The sequence below is a fragment of the Streptomyces capitiformicae genome (genome assembly GCF_002214185.1).
Taxonomy (GTDB): Bacteria; Actinomycetota; Actinomycetes; order Streptomycetales; family Streptomycetaceae; genus Streptomyces; species Streptomyces capitiformicae.
Genome location: NZ_CP022161.1, coordinates 7471315 through 7490986 on the forward strand (window position 1 = coordinate 7471315; position 19672 = coordinate 7490986).

Below are 19672 nucleotides of genomic sequence, written 5' to 3' on the forward strand. Positions count from 1 at the left end.
GGTCAGGCCTCCGTTCCGGTGCTCTCAGCCGGAGCGGCGGGAGCCTCAGCCTTGGGGGCCTCGGCAGCAGCCTGCTGCGGCTTGCGACCGCGCCGCTCGCCACCACGGCCACCACGGGCCGGGCGGTCGGCACCGCCACCGCGGGCCGGGCGGTTACCCGCACGGGCGGCAGCGTTCTCGGCGCGGACCTCGGCGATGTTCTTGACGTCGCCCTTGTAGATCCAGACCTTCACACCGATGCGGCCGAAGGTCGTCTTGGCCTCGAAGAAGCCGTAGTCCACGTTCGCGCGGAGCGTGTGCAGGGGCACACGGCCCTCGCGGTAGAACTCCGAGCGGGACATCTCGGCGCCACCGAGGCGGCCACCGCACTGGATCTTGATGCCCTTGGCGCCGGCCTTCATGGCGGACTGCATGCTCTTGCGCATGGCCCGACGGAAGGAGACGCGGGAGGAGAGCTGCTCGGCGACGGCCTGGGCAACCAGCTGAGCATCGGTCTCGGGGTTCTTGACCTCGAGGATGTTCAGCTGGACCTGCTTGCCCGTGAGCTTCTCGAGGTCACCGCGGATGCGGTCGGCCTCGGCGCCACGGCGGCCGATGACGATGCCCGGACGAGCGGTGTGGATGTCCACCCGCACGCGGTCACGGGTGCGCTCGATCTCCACCTTCGAGATACCGGCGCGCTCCATGCCGGACGTCATCATCCGACGGATGGCGACGTCTTCCTTGACGTAGTCCTTGTACAGCTTGTCGGCGTACCAGCGGGACTTGAAGTCCGTGGTGACACCGAGCCGGAACCCATGCGGGTTAACCTTCTGGCCCATTACCGGGTTCCTTCCTTGCTGCTGACGACCACGGTGATGTGGCTGGTCCGCTTGCGGATCCGGTAGGCACGGCCCTGGGCACGCGGACGGAACCGCTTCAGGGTCGGACCCTCGTCGACGTACGCCTCGCTGATGAACAGCGAAGTGGCGTCCGGGTGGTCGTAGTTGTGCGCGGCGTTGGCGATGGCGCTGTCGAGCACCTTGCCGACGGGCACGGAGGCTGCCTGCGGAGCGAATCGCAGAACAGCCTGAGCCTCCGTGGCGTCCATGCCACGGATAAGGTCCACCACGCGGCGGGCCTTCATGGGCGTGACGCGGATGTACCGCGCCTGGGCCCTGGCTTCCATGGTTGTCCCTCTCAGTTACTTACGTGTCTGAATGCGATCCGCTACTAGCGGCGCTTCGACTTCCGGTCGTCCTTGACGTGGCCCCGGAAGGTGCGCGTCGGCGAGAACTCGCCGAGCTTGTGGCCGACCATCGACTCGGTGACGAACACCGGGATGTGGGTCTTGCCGTTGTGCACCGCGAGCGTGTGGCCGAGCATGGCCGGCACGATCATGGAGCGACGGGACCAGGTCTTGATGACGTTCTTGGTGCCGGCTTCGTTCTGGGCGTCCACCTTCTTGATCAGGTGGTCGTCGACGAAGGGCCCCTTCTTGAGACTGCGCGGCATCTAAACCCGCTCCTAGCGCTTCTTGTTCGTCTTGCGGCGGCGGACGATGTACTTGTTCGACGCCTTCTTGGGCGAACGAGTACGACCTTCCTTCTGACCCCAGGGGCTGACCGGGTGGCGACCACCGGAGGTCTTGCCCTCACCACCACCGTGGGGGTGGTCAACCGGGTTCATCGCCACACCGCGAACGGTCGGGCGGACGCCCAGCCAGCGCTTGCGGCCGGCCTTGCCCCAGTTGATGTTGCTCTGCTCGGCGTTGCCGACCTCGCCGACGGTGGCGCGGCAGCGCACGTCGACCAGGCGGATCTCACCGGACGGCATGCGGAGGTGGGCGTAGGCGCCCTCCTTCGCGAGCAGCTGCACGGAGGCACCGGCGGAGCGGGCGAACTTGGCACCGCCGCCCGGACGGAGCTCGATCGCGTGCAGCGTCGTACCGACCGGGATGTTGCGGAGGGCCAGGTTGTTGCCCGGCTTGATGTCGGCCCCGGGACCGTTCTCGACGCGGTCACCCTGCTGCAGGTTGCGCGGGGCGAGGATGTAGCGCTTCTCGCCGTCGGCGTAGTGCAGCAGCGCGATGCGCGCGGTGCGGTTGGGGTCGTACTCGATGTGCGCGACCTTCGCCGGCACGCCGTCCTTGTCGTGACGACGGAAGTCGATCACGCGGTAGGCGCGCTTGTGGCCACCGCCCTGGTGGCGGACGGTCACACGACCGGAGTTGTTACGGCCACCCTTGCTGTGCAGGGGGCGGACCAACGACTTCTCCGGCGTGGACCGCGTGACCTCGACGAAGTCGGCGACGCTGGAGCCACGGCGGCCCGGCGTAGTCGGCTTGTACTTGCGGATTCCCATTTCTCAGTCCTCGTCCGATATCGGACGATCCGGACCGCCCTTAGGCGGTCGGACCGCCGAAGATGTCGATACGGTCGCCCTCGGCGAGGGTCACGATCGCGCGCTTGGTGGCGGAGCGCTGGCCGAAGCCCGTGCGGGTCCGCTTGCGCTTGCCCTGGCGGTTGATCGTGTTGACCCCGGTGACCTTGACCGAGAAGACCGCCTGGACGGCCTGCTTGATCTGGGTCTTGTTGGCGTTCGGGTCGACGATGAACGTGTACTTGTTCTCGTCGAGGAGCGCGTAGCTCTTCTCCGACACGACCGGCTTGATCAGGACGTCACGGGGGTCCGTGTACGCCTTGCTCGCCGGGGTGACGACGGTGTTCTTGCCCTCGGTGGCGTGGCGACGCGCCTTGGCGACGCGCGCGGCCTTGGCGGCCTTCGCAGCCTTGGAGGCAATGCTCGGGTGACGCGTAGCCATCAGGCCTCGCTCCCTTCGGTGTCGTTGGCCTTGTTCGGGCCGGACACGAAGGACTCAAGGGCGGCCTGGGTGAAGACCACATCGTCCGAGACGATCACGTCGTACGTGTTCAGCTGGCCCGGCTCCAGGATGTGGACCTGGGGCAGGTTGCGGGCGGAGAGCCACGCGGCCTCGTCGGCGCGGTCGACGACCAGGAGCAGGTTCTTGCGCTCCGAGATCTTGCCGAACAGCGACTTGGCGGCCTTGGTGGACGGGGTCTCGCCCTCGATCACGCCGGTGACGACGTGGATGCGGTTGTGGCGGGCCCGGTCGGTGAGGGCGTGGCGCAGGGCCGCGGCCTTCATCTTCTTCGGGGTCCGCTGCGAGTAGTCACGCGGCACGGGACCGTGCACGACGCCACCACCGGCGAACTGCGGCGCGCGGGTCGAGCCCTGACGGGCGCGGCCGGTGCCCTTCTGCCGGTAAGGCTTCTTACCGCCACCACGGACTTCACCGCGGGTCTTGGTCTTGTGCGTGCCCTGGCGGGCAGCAGCGTTCTGCGCGACGACGACCTGGTGGATCAGCGGGATGCTGACCTTCTCCACGCCGAAGATCTCCGCGGGGAGTTCGACGCTTCCGGTCTTCTCGCCGGCAGGCGAAAGGATGTCAACAGTGCTCATCGGTACCTCAGGCCCCCTTGGCCGCGGTGCGGACCAGGACGAGGCCGCCGTTCGGACCGGGAACCGCGCCCTTGATGAGCAGCAGACCCTTCTCCGCGTCAACGGCGTGGACGGTCAGGTTCTGGGTGGTGACCCGCTCGTTGCCCATGCGACCCGCCATGCGGAGGCCCTTGAACACACGGCCCGGGGTGGCGCAGCCACCGATGGAACCGGGGGAGCGGTGCTTGCGCTGGGTACCGTGCCCGGCGCCGAGGCCACGGAAGTTGTGGCGCTTCATGACACCGGCGAAGCCCTTGCCCTTGCTCTTGCCGGTGACGTCGACCTTGACGCCGGCCTCGAACACCTCGGCGGTGATCTCCTGGCCGAGCGTGTACTCGGAGGCGTCCGCGGTGCGGATCTCGACGAGGTGGCGACGGGGGGTGACGTCGGCCTTGGCGAAGTGGCCCTTGAGGGGCTTGTTCACCTTGCGCGGGTCGATCTCGCCGAAGGCGATCTGGACCGACTCGTAGCCGTCGGCGTCGTTCGTACGGACCTGGGTGACGACGTTCGGGCCGGCCTTGACGACGGTGACCGGAACAACGCGGTTGTTCTCGTCCCACACCTGCGTCATGCCGAGCTTCTCGCCCAGGATGCCCTTGATCTGCTTGGTCATTCTCAGCTCACCGACCCTCAGAGCTTGATCTCGATGTCGACACCGGCCGGGAGGTCGAGTCGCATCAGAGAGTCAACGGTCTTGGGGGTGGGGTCGAGAATGTCGATCAGGCGCTTGTGCGTGCGCATCTCGAAGTGCTCGCGCGAGTCCTTGTACTTGTGCGGCGACTTGATGACGCAGTACACGTTCTTCTCAGTGGGCAGCGGCACCGGGCCCGCGACCGACGCACCAGTGCGGGTCACCGTCTCGACGATCTTCTTCGCCGAGGAGTCGATGACCTCGTGGTCGTAGGCCTTGAGCCGGATGCGGATCTTCTGTCCCGCCATGGCTACTCAGTAGTCCTTTGTCTCGTTATAACGCTCTGGAACCCGGTGTTCCTTCACCCGATCCTCCGACCCACGCGGTCGGGCGTGTCGTGCTGTCACTGACACAGATGCCCCTTGTTCGAACATCCCTGCCGGGAAGCACGGCCCTTCCGGAACCGCAAGCCGGGGACGAAAGGCCCACCGGGTGCCTGGTCAGCGCCGCACTGACACTTCCCGAAAGATTCCCGTACGTCCGCCCCAGCGCTGCCATCAGGCAGTTAGGGCGACGAGTACTGTGGGACTCGCTTCCGGTCCTCCCGGCGGGAGGCGCGCAGCATCAACACTCGACCGAGCAACCCCGCTAGTCTGCCATACGGCCCACCAGCTCCGCCAATCGAGCCGGAGAGATTACCCCGAGAGTGACAGAGGTCAAACCCTGCCCACACCGGGCGCCCCTTTCCCCCCTGCTCGGCCTCGCGTAATCCGCTCGCCCGCCGCCACCCCCGCTCCTACGCTGATCAGGTACGACGGCTGTCACGGGGGAACGTTCATCATGCGTACGCACTATCCACGGACCCGGCATCTGCCCTGGTCCCCCGGCGCGACCGCCGATGACCTCCGGGTCACCGACCTGTCCGGGCTGCATGGCCGCGAGGTCGTGGTCACCGAGAAGCTCGACGGGGAGAACACCACGCTGTACGCCGACGGGCTGCATGCCCGGTCGCTGGATTCCGCGCATCATCCGTCGCGTACCTGGGTCAAGGCGCTCCAGGCGCGGATCGGGCATGCGATACCGGAGGGCTGGCGGGTGTGCGGGGAGAACATGTTCGCCCGGCACTCGATCGCGTACGAGGACCTGGAGAGCTGGTTCTACGGCTTCTCCGTGTGGGACGGGGACGGGCGCTGCCTGGACTGGGACCGGACGGTCGCGTTTCTGCGCGGGCTCGGGGTTCCCGTGCCGCGTGTGCTGTGGCGGGGCGTGTTCGACGAGCGGGCGTTGCGGGCGTTGTCACTGCGGCTGGATCGGGTGCGGCAGGAGGGGTACGTCGTCCGCGTCGTGGGCGGGTTCGGCGCGGAGGAGTTCGGGGCGCGGGTGGCCAAGTGGGTGCGGGCCGGGCACGTACGGACGGACACGCACTGGATGCACGCGGCCGTCGTCGAGAACGGGCTCGGACCGCGGGCCGCGCTGTGGGCGGTGCGTTCGGGTGCGACCGGGGACGGGGCGGCGCTGGCGGAGGCCGTCGGGCTGCCCGGTGAGGGGGATCGGGAGGCCGTCGCCCACTTCGACGCGGCGGGGCCGACCGGGGACGACCGGCTCGTCGGCGTACTGGCCGCGCTGTTGCGGGGAGGCCGGAGGGCTCGGGTCGCGGCCCGGCTGGCCGGGGTCATCGGGATGCCGCTCGCCCGCCGGGTAGCCGACCTCGTCGGGCTGCACCCGGCGCTGCACCGGCCGTACCCGGACGAGGAGCGGCGGGCCGGACTGGTGCGGATGTCGTACGCCGTCGACCTCGGTCTGCTGCACGCGGTCGCCCGGGCCACGGCGGTGACGGACGAGGCGCGCGAGCAGGTGGAGTGGTCCGCGCTGCACGCCGAGGACGTGCGGGGCCTGGACGAGGGGGCCTTGCGGGAAGCGTTCGCCGATCTGCCGGCCGACGCGGCCGTCCGTTGCCGGGCCGAGGCACGGGAGGCGTGCGCGCGGGGGCGCGTCGGCGGTGTCGACGAGGCCGTCGCCGCGACCTGGCGGTGGCGGTCGGGCGATTTCCCGAGGCTGATCCAGACGGTCGGTCCGGCGGGCAGCGGCAAGAGCACCTTCGCCCGGGGGCTCGCGGGTGTGGACGCGTACGTCTCGTTGGACGATCTGCGCGAGGCGCGTGGCTCGCGTGCCGACCAGCGGGCCAACGCGGAGGTCCTGCGCGAAGGGCTCGACCTGCTGGGCGAGGCGCTGGCCACCGGTCGCACGGTGGTGTGGGACGCCACCTCCCTCAACAAGCAGCAGCGCTCGCTGGTGCACGCGGTCGCCCACCGCCGCGACGCCCTGATCACCCACGCCGTGGTCCTGGTGGACGAGGACGAGCTGATACGGCGCAACGCCCGCCGCGAGCACCCGGTGCCGCCCGACGTGCTCACCGCCCAGCTGCGCCGCTTCGGGCCGCCGTATCCGGGCGACGCGCATCGCACCTGGTACGTCGGGGCGAGCGGGACCATAGAGGAAGAGGTCTGAGGAACGGTGCGTACGAGCGAGGAGATCTACCACCGGGTGCGCTGGGACGCGCGCTTCGACCCGGCCCGTTTCGTGCTGGGTGTGCTGCAGCGCAACGCCGCGCCCAAGCGGGTGCCGCTGCCCGCGTTCGTGCCGGGCGGCGAGATCCCGTGGCACCGGGTGCTGTTCTTCGAGGCGGACGGCGAGGTGGTGTGGGACCGGGCCACGGGCGTGGACCGGATCGACGCGACGGAGGCGGGCCGCGTACAGGAGGCCCGGCTGCTTCGCGCGCCGTTCTTCACGGCTCGTACGCCGTACGCGTGGGGCGGGGAGGCCTGGATGCCCTCGGCTCGTGCGCCGCGCGGGGCGGCGCCCGGCTCCGGCGGTGCCGGTTCCGGCTGTGTGCGGGTGCTGACCTGGAACACCCTCTGGGACCGTTACGACGCCGACCGCATCGACAGCGCCCAGCGCAGGCCGCTGCTGCTGCGGGCCCTGCGGGACGCCGACGTGGACGTGATCGCGTTGCAGGAGGTCGAGGCGGAACTCCTGGTCATGCTGTTGCGCGAGCCCTGGGTGCGGGCGGGCTGGACGCTGGCCACGGACCCTCGGGCGCGGGACGTGGACGAGTGCGGTCTGCTGCTGCTGAGCCGGCTGCCGGTCCGCGAGGCCGCGTTCCACGAGCTGGGGCCGCACAAGGCGGTGACCGCGGTGGTCGTGGAGACGGGAGTACGGCCCCTCGTGGTCGCGGCGACCCACCTGAGCAGCGACCACTCCGAGAACGGCGCCGGTCGACGCGATGCGGAACTCGCCCGTGTCGCCGAGGGGTTGGCCGGCCTGGACGCGGAAGTGATCCTGCTGGGCGACTTCAACGACGGCGGCGACACCCCCCAGTTGACGCTCGGCATGCGGGACGCGTGGAGCGAGACGCACGGCCCGGACGACACGACGCCGACCTTCGATCCGGGCGCCAACCCGCTGGCCGCGGTCTCGTCCCTGACGGGGCGGGCGTCGAGGCTGGACCGGGTGCTGGTGCGCGGGGAGGAGCTGCGGGTACGGCGGGCCGACCTGTACGGGGAGGTGCCGACGGCTGAAGGGCTGTACATCTCTGATCACTACGGAGTGCGGGCGGAGGTGGCTCTGGAAGGCCCGGGGGTCGACGGGCGGGAAGCTGCCGTCCTCGACGGACTCGATCGTCTCGACGTACGCCCGACGCCCCGTACGGCACTGGCGTGGCTCCCTCCCGAGGAGCTGTGGCCTCCGCTGCAGGACATCCGCCGGGTCCACGACCCGCAGATCCACCGCTGGCCCCCACATGTGAACGTGCTCTTCGGCTTCGTACCGGAACACACCTTCGAACAGGCGGCATCCGTCTTCGCGACGGCCACGACGGCCCCCTTCGACGCCCGGTTGGAGGGCGTGAACTGGTTCGGCCATCGGGACGACGCGACGGTCTGGCTCGACCCGGCGGCCGGCGGTGAGGAGCCATGGGCCGAACTGCACCGCATGCTGCTGCACGCCTTCCCTCGCTGCCGGGGCCGCCACGAGGGGTTCACCCCCCATTTGAGCCTGGGCCGGACCACCGACCCGAACACCCTGGCCGCCACCTGCGAGGCCCGGCTCACCCCCATGCGGGTCAGGATCGGCGAGCTGGCGCTGCTGTCGCGGCGCGGGGACGAGCCGATGCGGGTGCGGGGGACGGTGACGCTGGGGACGGGCGAGGTGCGGTGGAGGGAGGAGACCGCAGCGCGGTACGAGGGCGGGTTCGAGGTCGCAGATGACGACGGCGATGGGGCCGCCGACCGGATCACGCGCCGTATCGCTGCCGCGTTCCCCGACGGTGTCGTGCACGTCGTCGGCTCCCGGCGCATGGGCTGCGCACTGCCGGGTGCGGACCTGGACCTGGTGGCGGCGCTCCCCGGCACGGTCGAACTCGCCGCCGTACAGACCGAGTTGGCCAAGGCCCTCCCAGAGGCGACCGACGTACGGGAGGTGGTCGGGGCGCGCGTACCCGGCCTGCGGTTGTGGCTGGACGGGCTGGACGTGGACGTGGTCGTCGTGGCCACCGGATCGATGGACCCCGCCGAGGCGGTGAACCGCCGGGCCGAACTGGGCGAGGCGGCGGCGATCGCGCTCAGCGCGGTGAGCGACGCCGACGCGGTGCTCGCGGCGGCGGGCGCCCATGGCCCGGCCTTCACCCGGCTGGCCAGGCAGGTCAAGGCCTGGGCGAGGGCGCGCGGCCTGGATTCGGCGCCGTTCGGTGGGCTGCCGGGCCTGGCCTGGTCCGTACTGGCGGCCCGCACGGCGAGCGAGGCGGGCAGTCTGCCGCCGACCGATCTGCTACGGCACTTCTTCGCGACGTGGGCGGCGTGGGACTGGCGCGCCCCGGTGACACCCACGGGCGAACCGCCCCGGGATCTCCCCCTCACCATCACGACCCCGTCCGCCCCGGTACGCCCGTGCACGGACCAGGTGACGCCGGGCATGCGCGATCTGGTCACCCAAGAGCTTTTCCGCGCCTGGGAGTTGCTGGAAGAGAAGGACACGTCCCCCTGGACCGAACTCCTCGCCCCTCCCCCGCTCCACCGCCGTCACGCCGCCTGGGCGATCGTGACGGTGGGCGGGGGCGCGGACGAGGGCCGGGTACGGGGCAGGATGCGGGCCTTGATCACCGACCTCGCGGAGTCGGCACCCGACTGCCACGCCTGGCCCCGCCCCTTCACCACGGCCCCCGCCCGCTACGCCATCGGCCTGGGCGCCACCCCACCGGCCGCCGACGCCCTGAAGGCCGTGGCGGAACGCCGGCTACGCGGCCTGGCGGGCGTCACGTTGACGTGGGCGGAGGGGGGCGAGGTCCCGACCCTGTACTGAGTCAGCCGTAGGTCAGAGCACGTCGACGTAGTCCGCCGCGCTGGTCGCCCTGCCGGTCGTCGAGTTGCCGTAGTACACCCAGCGGTAGGAACCGTCGGTGGAGGCGGTGACGGTCGTCTTGAGGCCGCCGGTGCTGCTGGTGGTGACCTTCTTGACCGTCGTGAAGGTGTCGGTGCCCTTGGCGCGGAACTGGAGGCTGACCGTGCGGCCGCCGTAGGCGTCGTACGTCTTGGTGCTCCAGTTCGCCCGGGTCAGCTTGCCCGTGACGGTGATCGTCCTGCCCTTGGCGACCGGCTCCGGCGAGGCGTTGACGGTGGCCTTGGCCGCGCGCTTGAGCTGGGCGGTCTTGGACCGTGTCTCGAGTTCCTCGGTCTTCAGACCGCCGTCGGCCTTCCACAGCCGCAGCGAGACGCCGACCTTCCACGTCGTGGCGTCACTGTTGGAGTCGACGTGCTCCTGGCTCGGGTGCGGGTCGATGTAGAGGTTTCCCTCGCAGCGAGCGTGCTTGGAGTCGATCTCGTAGCAGGTGTAGCTGCCCGGTTGGATGAAGTTCTCTCCGGTGTCGGCCGCCGTCGTGATGGTGCCGCGGTAGAGGAAGGGGTACGCGTCGTAGCGGGACGGGTCAGCGGTGCTGTACCCGGTCGGAAGAGCGATGTTGAAGGAGATGGGCGGCTCCACCACCTGCGACGTGCCGACCACGATCGGCTTGCCCTTGTTGATGACGATGTCCGACACAGTGATACCGGTGTCCGCCGCGTTGGCCGCCGGGGCGTTCAGCACCGAAAGGGCCAACGCCCCCACGAGCGCCGCCACGGACACGGTTCGTCTGCCAGCGTTCATTCACACCTCGCGCATAGGTTGCGGGATACGAAACGCCGCAGCCTAACAATGGCGTGATCACCTCACGCACGCGAGGCGTACGAGACGAAGTGGGCCCAGGTGGCGGGGGTGAAGGTGAGGCGAGGTGACTCCCGCGAGGGGAGAGCCCGCGCACGGATGGTTCCCTACCGCGGCTCAGGGACTCGGAGCTGCCTCGGATCGGACACCGGTCGGCAGCTGAACGCACCGTCGGAGCGCCCCACGGCCGTGACGTCGCGCAACCCGCCCACCCCCAGCAGACGTTCGAGCTGCTGCCGCCACACCATGGTGCCGCCGGGCCGAGGGCCGGGCCGAGGGCCGGACCGAGGACATCCTGCGGCTTTTGGACCGTCGCGGCATCGACGTCTCCAACGACGCTCGCGAGCGCGTCACCTCATGCGATGACCTGGAGACACTGAGTCGCTGGTTCGATCGGGCCATTACGGCCACCTCCACAGCGGAACTCCTCGCCGAGGAGTGAGCCACGCCGGGAGGGGCGAGCGACAGCCAGCCCCTCCCCGCCCTGCCGCCGTCGGCCTCACCGCCCCGCCGCCAACCCCTCCCGCAGCTCCCCATACGCCGGCTTCCGCCCGTACTCCTCGTCCATCGGCGTAGCCGCGCCCTGCCCTTCGAAGACACCCGGCACCCACGAGTACTTGTCCGTGTACCCCCACACCGTGAAGGACTTGCAGCTGCGGGCTCCCAGGCACGCGTCCAGCAGCCGTCGGAAGTACGACGCCTGGGTGGCCGACTTCTCCTCGTCCACCGGCAGGATCATCCGCACGTCGACCTCGGTGAACGCGGTCTGCATGCCCAGCGCCTCGAAGCGGGCGAGGTTCTCGGCGACCTGCCCCGGGAAGCCGTACTGGATCGCCAGGTGGCCCTGGATGCCGAAGCCCTGCACGGGGACGCCCACGGCCTTCAACTCCTTCACCAGTTCGTAGTACGCCGTGGACTTCGCGTTGACGCCCTCGACGTTGTAGTCGTTGAGGAAGAGCTTGGCCTTGGGGTCGGCGGCGTGGGCCCAGCGGAAGGCGTCGGCTATGTAGGAGGGACCGAGCTGTTGCAGCCAGATCGAGTTCCGCAGGCTGCCGTCCTCCTCGAAGACCTCGTTCACCACGTCCCACTGCTGGATCCTGCCCTTGTACCGCTTCACCTCGGTGGTGATGTGGTTCCGCAGGATGCCGCGCAGTTCCGTCGCATCGATCGAGCCGTCCGCCACACCTGTCGTCAGCCAGCCCGGCAGCTGGCTGTGCCAGACCAGGGTGTGGCCCCGGACCACCTGTCCGTGCGCGTGGGCGTAGCGAACCAGGTCGTCGGCCGGTTTCCAGTCGTAGACCCCGCGCTGCGGCTCCACCGACTCCCACTTCATGACGTTTTCGGCGGTCACGGAGTTGAACTCGCGGGCCGTCGTTCTGCGGTACGTCCTGTCGTCCGCGAGCGCCGCCATGTCGACGGCCGTGCCGATACGTACGCCGGCCCGTTCGGCGAGCGCCCTCAACGACGGGTTGTGCGCCGAAGCCGGCTGCACAGCCACACCCGTGGCCAGGAGCGCACCGCTCAGCAAAGTAAGCATGGGCATGCGGAAGCGGTTCGAGTGCTTCATGTGCGGGTCCCTTCTCAGTTCTCGGCAGTCAGCGATCAGCGAATGCGGTGGCTCTCCAGCGGCCCCAGATACGTCGGCTCCAGCCCACCTGTGTCGATCACCAGGCGCTGTAACACCACCGTCGGGTCGACCATCCAGAACCTCAGGCGGTGCACCCCGGCCGCACGAACCACATGCCTGGTCGACGTCACATTCACGTTGTCCGAGGTGCTGCGCGCCCACTGCTTGTTCATCAGCCCGTCGTCGGCGCCTGTGACGGCGTTGATGTCGACCGTCTGCGGGGCGTCGTCACCGAAGGACACCGCATACCGCAGGCCGCCCGTCGCGAGCGCCGGGTTCCGTGGCGAGACATACGCCCAGACCGTCACCTCCCCCGTTGACAGCAGGCTGACCTCGTACTCCAGCCGCGGCCCGGCCCCACCCGGCGTCTGCCGCGAGGCCGTCACCGGCCACGGGGTCATCCCCGCCCCGGTACGACCGATCCGCTCGATCCGCCGCCAGCCGACCCCCTTGGCGCCCACCGCCCGCACGTGGTGCTCCGCGTCGATCGCCACGTAGCCGCCCGCCTCGACGAAGCCCTTCAGCCCTCTCCCCGACGGCTTCTCCGCGACGGCCCTCACCACCACCGACGCGCCCGCTCCGCTCACCGTCAACGAACCCTCAGCCCGGTCACCACCCCCCGGCACCCGCCTCCAATCCACCCGCACCCCCACCCGCACCTGTTCATCGACCCGCCCCCGCGACCGCTCCACCACCAGCCACGGCACCGACGACTCGATCCGGTACGAGAAGGGCGTACGCCCCCGGTTGAAGATCTCGACATACTGCTGAGGCCGGGTCTGATACGGGCTGAACACCGGCAGCACCGCCTCCCCGGAAGCACCGCCGGGCCACCACTGCCCCGAGTCCTCGGAACCGTCCACCGCCACCCCCAGCTCCGCGGCCTCCGGCACCTCGATCCGCCGTACCTTGGGGAAGATCTCGTCCGGCAGCGCCACGTGATCCTTCTCGGGCTGCTGCCATCCGGCATTGGGGCCGTACCGCTCCACATCCCCGTACCCGATGTGCGGTTGCGTCTGGAAACCCCGCCACTTCCCGCCCGCGACCTGGACATTGAAGCGATCCGCCAGCGCGAAGTCCCGCTCCAGCCCCGCCTCCGCCTCCGCCGCACAGCGATTCGTCGCCGCCCGCCCCTGCCCGGCGTACAGCAGGTTCTTGAACTCGGCCTCCCGCAACCCGTACAGGTTCGCCGTCGCCGACACCTCGTACCCGACCAGCTCGAACCACGCGTCCTGCACCCTCGCAGGCAGCCGCCGCCCCACCCGCTCGGCCCGCTTCGCCAGCGCCCCCCACTCCTCCGTGACCCGCTCCAGCTCCCGGTGGCCGAAGTAGAAGGGCGTCTCCTGGTCGTCGTAGACGATCGCGCCCTCGTCCTTCGTCGGGTCCTTCGCCGCGTCCACGGTGATCCGCCGGTTCAGCAACTCGGGCTTACGACGGGCCTGAAGCTGTCCGTACGCGCTCAGCACCCCGGCGATCTCCGCGGCGGCCCCCGCCCCGAAGTTCTGCCGCGCGAACCCCCGCTCCCACTCCTCCAGCTGCTCCAGTCCCCAACGCCCCGGACTCCAGGCGTAGTTCAGGAAGAACTCGGTCGGCAGCTCGTTCCCCTTCAGGTCGCCGACGTTCGCCACCCACAGTCCGTGATTGCCATACGCATCCGCCTCGTGCAGCTGCTCCCACAGATTCGCGAGGTTCGCCGTGTCGACCCACTTGTAGTTGCGCCCGACCCCGACATAGTCGAAGTGGTAGTACAACCCGTAACCCCCACGTCGTACGGGCTCCCCCGGGTCCGGGTGCTTACGGATGTTCCCCCAGTTGTCGTCCGTGAGGACGACGGTCACATCGTCCGGCGCCCGCATGCCCCGGTCCCAGTACCGCTGGACCTCCTTGTACAGGGTCCACACCTGCGGGGTCTCCTCCACCGGTTTCCCGGTCACCTCCGCGATGATCCGGCGCTGGGTCTCGATGATCTCCGTCATCAGTTCGATGCCGTCGCCGTCCGGCAGGCTCGTGTCGCCGTTCCCCCGCATACCGAGCGTGACGACGCCCTCGAAGCCCTCGTCCACCATTCGACGGATGCCGTCGCGCCAGTACGCCTTGATGGCTTCGGCGTTCCGCCGGTACGACCACTCCCCCGTGCCCCCGTAGGGGTCGCGCCCGGGGGTCACCACATTCCCGGCGCTGTCCCGCACCGCCGGCACCGCATGCCGGTTCCACTCCTCGATCCCCCGCATCATGGGCGCCTCATGAGACGTGCCCATGACAATGCCGTACTCCGAGGCCCGCTTGTGGTTCTCCGGATCGTCCTCGGCGAAGGCCCGCCCCCACACCGCCGGCCAGACATAGTTGCCCTTCAGCCGGAGCAGCACCTCGAAGACCCTGGCCCAGAAGTCCGCGTTGAAGCCACCGGGATACCCGGGCGCCTTCCCGGGGCCGAAGAACGCCGGGGCCCACGTCCCCAGCGCCGGGTTCTCGTCGTTGATGAAGATCCCCCGGAACTTCACGGCCGGCGTGCCCTGGCTGAACCGCCCCGGCAGCACGTACACCTGGTCCCGGTGCACCGGCGGCACATCGTCCCACCAGTACCAGGGCGAGACCCCGATGCCGTACGAGACGTCGTACGCCCCGAAGATCGTGCCCCGCGGATCGCTGCCCGCGACGACGAACGCCCGCTCGACCCCGGGCATCGGCCGCTCGACGACCGTCTGCAGCGAGGTCTCCCACTTCCCCCGCACCCCGCGGACGTCCAGCTTCCCCGACGCCACCAGTGCGTCGATCAGCGGACTCCGCCCGATGGTCCCCACCAGGACCACTTCCCGCGCGACCGCACTCCCCGGCCGTACCCCCGTCACCCGCTCGATGTCGTCCCGGAGATCCCCTGCGACCCGTACGACTCCGGGGTGATCCTCGGGGCTGACGACCACCGGCACCCCGACCAGCGACATGGCCCCGCCGTTGAAGGAGATGTAGGCACCGGGGTCCGTGGGACGGGTCGCACCGCCCCCGGCAGCCCACGCCATCCCGCCGGACAGCACCGGTAACGCGGCGAGACCGGCACCGAGCACGGTTCTGCGGCCCACGTACCCCTCCATGGCACATCCCTCCACCCCGAATTTGGTCAGCGGCATGACAAATAGTGGAGGGAGTGACCCATGAGGGGAATGGGTCGTCACCGTCGAATAGTTTCGGAGCGACGAAAGGGCCCGTACGACCGAAGTCGTACGGGCCCTCTCAGGTCAAGCGACCCTCAAGCGAGTGAACTCACTTGTTGATCTTGGTGACCTGGCCGGCGCCCACGGTCCGACCACCCTCACGGATGGCGAACTTCAGGCCCTCCTCCATGGCGATGGGCTGGATGAGCTCCACCTTCATCTCGGTGTTGTCGCCCGGCATGACCATCTCGGTGCCCTCGGGGAGGGTCACAACGCCCGTCACGTCCGTCGTACGGAAGTAGAACTGCGGACGGTAGTTGTTGAAGAACGGCGTGTGGCGGCCACCCTCGTCCTTGGACAGGATGTAGGCCTGGGCCTCGAACTCGGTGTGCGGGGTGACCGAACCGGGCTTGATGATGACCTGGCCGCGCTCGACGTCCTCGCGCTTGATGCCGCGGAGCAGCAGACCGACGTTCTCACCGGCCTGGCCCTCGTCGAGCAGCTTGCGGAACATCTCGATGCCGGTGACCGTGGTGGTGGTCTTCTCGGTCTTGATACCGATGATGTCGACGGTCTCGTTGACCTTGAGGACACCACGCTCGATACGACCGGTGACGACGGTGCCACGACCGGTGATCGTGAAGACGTCCTCGATCGGCATCAGGAACGGCTTGTCGACGTCGCGCTCCGGCTCCGGGATCGCGGTGTCGACGGCGGCCATCAGGTCCAGGACCGACTGGCCCCACTCCTTGTCGCCCTCGAGCGCCTTGAGCGCGGAGACCTTGACGACCGGAACGTCGTCGCCCGGGAACTCGTACTCGGAGAGCAGCTCACGGACCTCGAGCTCGACGAGCTCCAGGATCTCCTCGTCGTCCACCATGTCGGCCTTGTTCAGGGCGACGACGATGTACGGAACGCCGACCTGGCGGGCCAGGAGCACGTGCTCCTTGGTCTGCGGCATCGGGCCGTCGGTGGCGGCGACAACGAGGATGGCGCCGTCCATCTGCGCCGCACCCGTGATCATGTTCTTGATGTAGTCCGCGTGACCGGGGCAGTCGACGTGGGCGTAGTGACGGGTCTCCGTCTGGTACTCGACGTGCGCGATGGAGATGGTGATACCGCGCTGGCGCTCCTCGGGAGCCTTGTCGATCTGGTCGAACGCCGAGGCCTCGTTCAGGTCCGGGAACGCGTCGTGCAGCACCTTGGTAATGGCGGCCGTGAGGGTCGTCTTACCGTGGTCGATGTGACCGATGGTGCCGATGTTGACGTGCGGCTTAGTCCGCTCGAACTTCGCCTTCGCCACTGGGGTCCTCCTGTGGAGTGGTTCTGTACGCCTTACTTCATCGGCGCCAGGTGATCTTTGCTGGAAAGCCCGGGCCCCGGGGCAAACACTCGTGTTTGCGGGTGTTTGCCCCTCAAGGCTCCGGAGTCAAGCCTAAAGCGTGTGAACGCGGTGCGTTACTCGCCCTTGGCCTTCGCGATGATCTCCTCGGCGACGTTCCGCGGAACCTCGGCGTAGGAGTCGAACTGCATCGAGTAGCTCGCGCGACCCGACGTCTTGCTGCGGAGGTCTCCGACGTAGCCGAACATCTCCGAGAGGGGCACGAGACCCTTCACGACGCGGGCACCAGCCCGCTCCTCCATGGCCTGGATCTGGCCACGGCGGGAGTTGATGTCGCCGATGACCTCACCCATGTAGTCCTCGGGCGTGGTGACCTCGACGGCCATCATCGGCTCGAGCAGCACGGGGCTGGCCTTGCGTGCGGCCTCCTTGAAGGCCTGCGAACCGGCGATCTTGAACGCGAGCTCGGAGGAGTCGACCTCGTGGTAGCCACCGTCGATGAGCGTGACGCGGACGCCCGTCATCTCGTAGCCGGCGAGGACGCCGAACTGCATGGCCTCCTGCGCACCGGCGTCGACCGAAGGGATGTACTCCTTCGGGATGCGACCACCGGTCACCTTGTTCACGAACTCGTACGACGCGTCGCCGCCCTCGATCGGCTCGATCGCGATCTGCACCTTGGCGAACTGGCCGGTACCACCAGTCTGCTTCTTGTGCGTGTAGTCGACGCGCTCGACGGCCTTGCGGATCGTCTCGCGGTACGCGACCTGCGGCTTGCCGACGTTGGCCTCGACCTTGAACTCACGGCGCATACGGTCGACCAGCACCTCAAGGTGCAGCTCGCCCATACCACCGATGATGGTCTGGCCGGTCTCCTCGTCCGAGTGGACCTGGAAGGAGGGGTCCTCCTCCGCGAGACGCTGGATGGCGACACCCAGCTTCTCCTGGTCACCCTTGGACTTGGGCTCGATGGCGACCTGGATGACCGGCGCCGGGAAGTCCATGGACTCCAGGATCACCGGCTGCTTGTCGTCGCACAGCGTCTCACCGGTCGTGGTCTGCTTCAGACCCATGACGGCGATGATGTCGCCGGCGCCCACCGAGTCGATCTCCTCACGCTTGTTCGCGTGCATGCGGTAGATCTTGCCGATGCGCTCCTTCTTGCCCTTGACGGAGTTCAGCACGGCGGTGCCGGACTCCAGACGGCCCGAGTAGACCCGGACGAAGGTGAGCTTGCCGAGGTGCGGGTCGCTCATGATCTTGAACGCCAGCGCGGACAGCGGCTCGTCGTCGGACGGCTTGCGCTTGACGACCTCCTCCGGGGCGTCGACGGCGTGACCCTCGATGGCCTCGACGTCAAGCGGGGTGGGGAGGTAGCGCACGACCGCGTCGAGCAGGGGCTGGACGCCCTTGTTCTTGAACGCGGTGCCACAGAACACCGGGGTGACCGTGGTGTCGCTGGACTTGCCGGACGCGATGGTGATGCGACGGATCGCGGCGTACAGCTGCTCCTCGGTGGGCTCCTCGCCCTCCAGGTACAGCTCCATGATCTCTTCGTCGTTCTCCGCGACGGCCTCGATCAGCTTGCCGCGGTACTCCTCGGCAGCCTCGGTGTGCGTGGCCGGGATGTCGACGACGTCGTACATCTCGCCCTTGGCGGCCTCGGCGGACCACACGAGCGCCTTCATGCGGACCAGGTCCACGACGCCCTTGAAGTCGGCCTCGGCGCCGATCGGGAGCTGCATGACGAGCGGCTGGGCGCCCAGGCGGTCCGAGATCATGTCCACGCAGCGGTGGAACTCGGCGCCGGTGCGGTCCAGCTTGTTGACGAAGCAGATGCGCGGCACACCGTAACGGTCGGCCTGACGCCACACCGTCTCGGACTGGGGCTCCACGCCGGCAACGCCGTCGAACACCGTCACGGCGCCGTCGAGGACGCGGAGCGAACGCTCCACCTCGACGGTGAAGTCGACGTGACCCGGGGTGTCGATGATGTTGATGGTGTGGTCGACGCCCTCGAGCGGCCAGTGACAGGTGGTGGCAGCAGAGGTGATCGTGATGCCACGCTCCTGCTCCTGCTCCATCCAGTCCATGGTGGCAGCGCCGTCGTGGACCTCACCGATCTTGTAGCTGACGCCGGTGTAGAAGAGGATCCGCTCGGTGGTGGTCGTCTTGCCCGCGTCGATGTGGGCCATGATCCCGATGTTGCGGACCCTGGCCAGGTCAAGTGAAGTGGTAGCCATAAGGCTTCGGTCTTCTCTCGGTCTCGATGGGGTCTGCGACTACCAGCGGTAGTGCGCGAAGGCCTTGTTGGACTCGGCCATCTTGTGGGTGTCCTCGCGCTTCTTCACGGCCGCACCGAGGCCGTTCGAGGCGTCGAGAAGCTCGTTGAGCAGACGCTCGGTCATGGTCTTCTCGCGACGGGCGCGGGAGTAACCGACCAGCCAGCGCAGCGCCAGGGTGTTGGCGCGGCCGGGCTTGACCTCGACCGGCACCTGGTAGGTGGCGCCACCGACACGGCGGGACTTGACCTCGAGGGTCGGCTTGATGTTCTCGAGAGCGCGCTTCAGCGTGATGACCGGGTCGTTGCCGGTCTTGTCGCGCAGGCCCTCCATGGCGCCGTAGACGATGCGCTCGGCGGTGGAGCGCTTGCCGTTCAGCAGCACCTTGTTGATGAGCGACGTGACAAGAGGAGAACCGTAGACCGGGTCGATGATGACCGGGCGCTTCGGGGCGGGGCCCTTACGAGGCATTCTTACTTCTCCTTCTTGGCGCCGTAGCGGCTGCGGGCCTGCTTGCGGTTCTTGACACCCTGGGTGTCGAGCGAGCCACGGATGATCTTGTAGCGAACACCCGGCAGGTCCTTCACACGGCCACCACGCACGAGCACGATGGAGTGCTCCTGCAGGTTGTGTCCCTCACCCGGAATGTAAGCGGTGACCTCGATCCCGCTGGTCAGACGCACACGCGCGACCTTACGCAGGGCCGAGTTCGGCTTCTTCGGGGTGGTCGTGAACACACGCGTGCAGACGCCGCGACGCTGAGGGGAACCCTCAAGTGCGGGCGTCTTGTTCTTCTCGACCTTGTCCTGCCGGCCCTTGCGGACCAGCTGCTGGATCGTAGGCACTACTTCTCCGGTTTCTGTGTGCCGAATGGTGAAGCTAACCCGG

At 68.7% G+C, this 19672-nt stretch carries 17 protein-coding genes and 1 pseudogene; 2 read left to right on the forward strand and 16 right to left on the reverse strand.

Going from position 1 to position 19672, the window contains the following annotated elements; translation table 11 throughout:
- Window positions 1–2: 2 nt before the first annotated feature.
- From rpsC to rpsJ, 8 genes are read right to left on the reverse strand one after another with little or no spacing between them, the layout of a single operon-like run.
- A complete protein-coding gene (gene rpsC, locus CES90_RS33455) occupies window positions 3–821 on the reverse strand; it encodes a 30S ribosomal protein S3 (RefSeq protein ID WP_189782210.1) in 819 nt (272 codons plus the stop codon).
- Complete coding sequence (gene rplV / locus CES90_RS33460) at window positions 821–1168, reverse strand: 50S ribosomal protein L22 (protein ID WP_030046377.1); 348 nt, start codon at window positions 1166–1168, stop codon at window positions 821–823. The genes rpsC and rplV overlap by 1 nt, the downstream gene beginning before the upstream one ends.
- Window positions 1169–1212: 44 nt before the next feature.
- Window positions 1213–1494: a 30S ribosomal protein S19 gene (gene rpsS / locus CES90_RS33465; protein ID WP_003992359.1), complete on the reverse strand. Its 282-nt coding sequence runs from the start codon at window positions 1492–1494 to the stop codon at window positions 1213–1215.
- Window positions 1495–1506: 12 nt separating this feature from the next.
- The gene (gene rplB / locus CES90_RS33470) at window positions 1507–2343 is read right to left on the reverse strand and encodes a 50S ribosomal protein L2 (RefSeq protein WP_189782209.1); all 837 of its coding nucleotides are present in this window, start codon (window positions 2341–2343) and stop codon (window positions 1507–1509) included.
- 40 nt (window positions 2344–2383) lie between these two features.
- On the reverse strand, window positions 2384–2803 hold the full coding sequence (gene rplW / locus CES90_RS33475) for a 50S ribosomal protein L23 (RefSeq protein ID WP_189782208.1): 420 nt from the start codon (window positions 2801–2803) through the stop codon (window positions 2384–2386).
- Complete coding sequence (gene rplD / locus CES90_RS33480) at window positions 2803–3462, reverse strand: 50S ribosomal protein L4 (RefSeq protein WP_189782207.1); 660 nt, start codon at window positions 3460–3462, stop codon at window positions 2803–2805. The genes rplW and rplD overlap by 1 nt, the downstream gene beginning before the upstream one ends.
- Before the next feature lie 7 nt (window positions 3463–3469).
- Complete coding sequence (gene rplC, locus CES90_RS33485; protein WP_189782206.1) at window positions 3470–4114, reverse strand: 50S ribosomal protein L3; 645 nt, start codon at window positions 4112–4114, stop codon at window positions 3470–3472.
- A gap of 17 nt (window positions 4115–4131) precedes the next feature.
- Entirely contained in the window at window positions 4132–4440 is a 309-nt protein-coding gene (gene rpsJ, locus CES90_RS33490) for a 30S ribosomal protein S10 (protein WP_003948644.1), read from the reverse strand.
- 532 nt (window positions 4441–4972) lie between these two features.
- On the opposite strand from rpsJ, the gene CES90_RS33495 reads away from it, so the two are divergent.
- Window positions 4973–6640, forward strand: a complete 1668-nt coding sequence (locus CES90_RS33495) for an RNA ligase family protein (protein WP_189782205.1) — start codon at window positions 4973–4975, stop codon at window positions 6638–6640.
- Window positions 6641–6646: 6 nt separating this feature from the next.
- A complete protein-coding gene (locus CES90_RS33500; RefSeq protein ID WP_189782204.1) occupies window positions 6647–9487 on the forward strand; it encodes a poly(A) polymerase in 2841 nt (946 codons plus the stop codon).
- A gap of 12 nt (window positions 9488–9499) precedes the next feature.
- On the opposite strand, the gene CES90_RS33505 is transcribed toward CES90_RS33500, so the two are convergent.
- The 8 genes and pseudogenes from CES90_RS33505 to rpsL form a co-directional block, all read right to left on the reverse strand.
- The gene (locus CES90_RS33505; protein ID WP_189782203.1) at window positions 9500–10327 is read right to left on the reverse strand and encodes a hypothetical protein; all 828 of its coding nucleotides are present in this window, start codon (window positions 10325–10327) and stop codon (window positions 9500–9502) included.
- A gap of 167 nt (window positions 10328–10494) precedes the next feature.
- Window positions 10495–10641, reverse strand: a pseudogene (locus tag CES90_RS50185) (transcriptional regulator); the annotation flags it as partial.
- Window positions 10642–10883: 242 nt separating this feature from the next.
- Window positions 10884–11951, reverse strand: a complete 1068-nt coding sequence (locus tag CES90_RS33510) for an endo-1,4-beta-xylanase (RefSeq protein ID WP_189782202.1) — start codon at window positions 11949–11951, stop codon at window positions 10884–10886.
- A gap of 35 nt (window positions 11952–11986) precedes the next feature.
- The gene (locus tag CES90_RS33515) at window positions 11987–15100 is read right to left on the reverse strand and encodes a glycosyl hydrolase 115 family protein (protein ID WP_189782412.1); all 3114 of its coding nucleotides are present in this window, start codon (window positions 15098–15100) and stop codon (window positions 11987–11989) included.
- 169 nt (window positions 15101–15269) lie between these two features.
- Complete coding sequence (tuf, locus tag CES90_RS33520) at window positions 15270–16463, reverse strand: elongation factor Tu (RefSeq protein WP_115906452.1); 1194 nt, start codon at window positions 16461–16463, stop codon at window positions 15270–15272.
- A gap of 155 nt (window positions 16464–16618) precedes the next feature.
- On the reverse strand, window positions 16619–18745 hold the full coding sequence (gene fusA, locus CES90_RS33525; RefSeq protein WP_189782201.1) for an elongation factor G: 2127 nt from the start codon (window positions 18743–18745) through the stop codon (window positions 16619–16621).
- A 39-nt stretch (window positions 18746–18784) separates the two neighbouring features.
- Window positions 18785–19255, reverse strand: coding sequence for a 30S ribosomal protein S7 (rpsG, locus tag CES90_RS33530; protein WP_009330725.1), 471 nt, complete (start codon window positions 19253–19255; stop codon window positions 18785–18787).
- Between the two features lie 2 nt (window positions 19256–19257).
- On the reverse strand, window positions 19258–19629 hold the full coding sequence (rpsL, locus tag CES90_RS33535; protein ID WP_003948652.1) for a 30S ribosomal protein S12: 372 nt from the start codon (window positions 19627–19629) through the stop codon (window positions 19258–19260).
- Window positions 19630–19672: the final 43 nt, after the last annotated feature.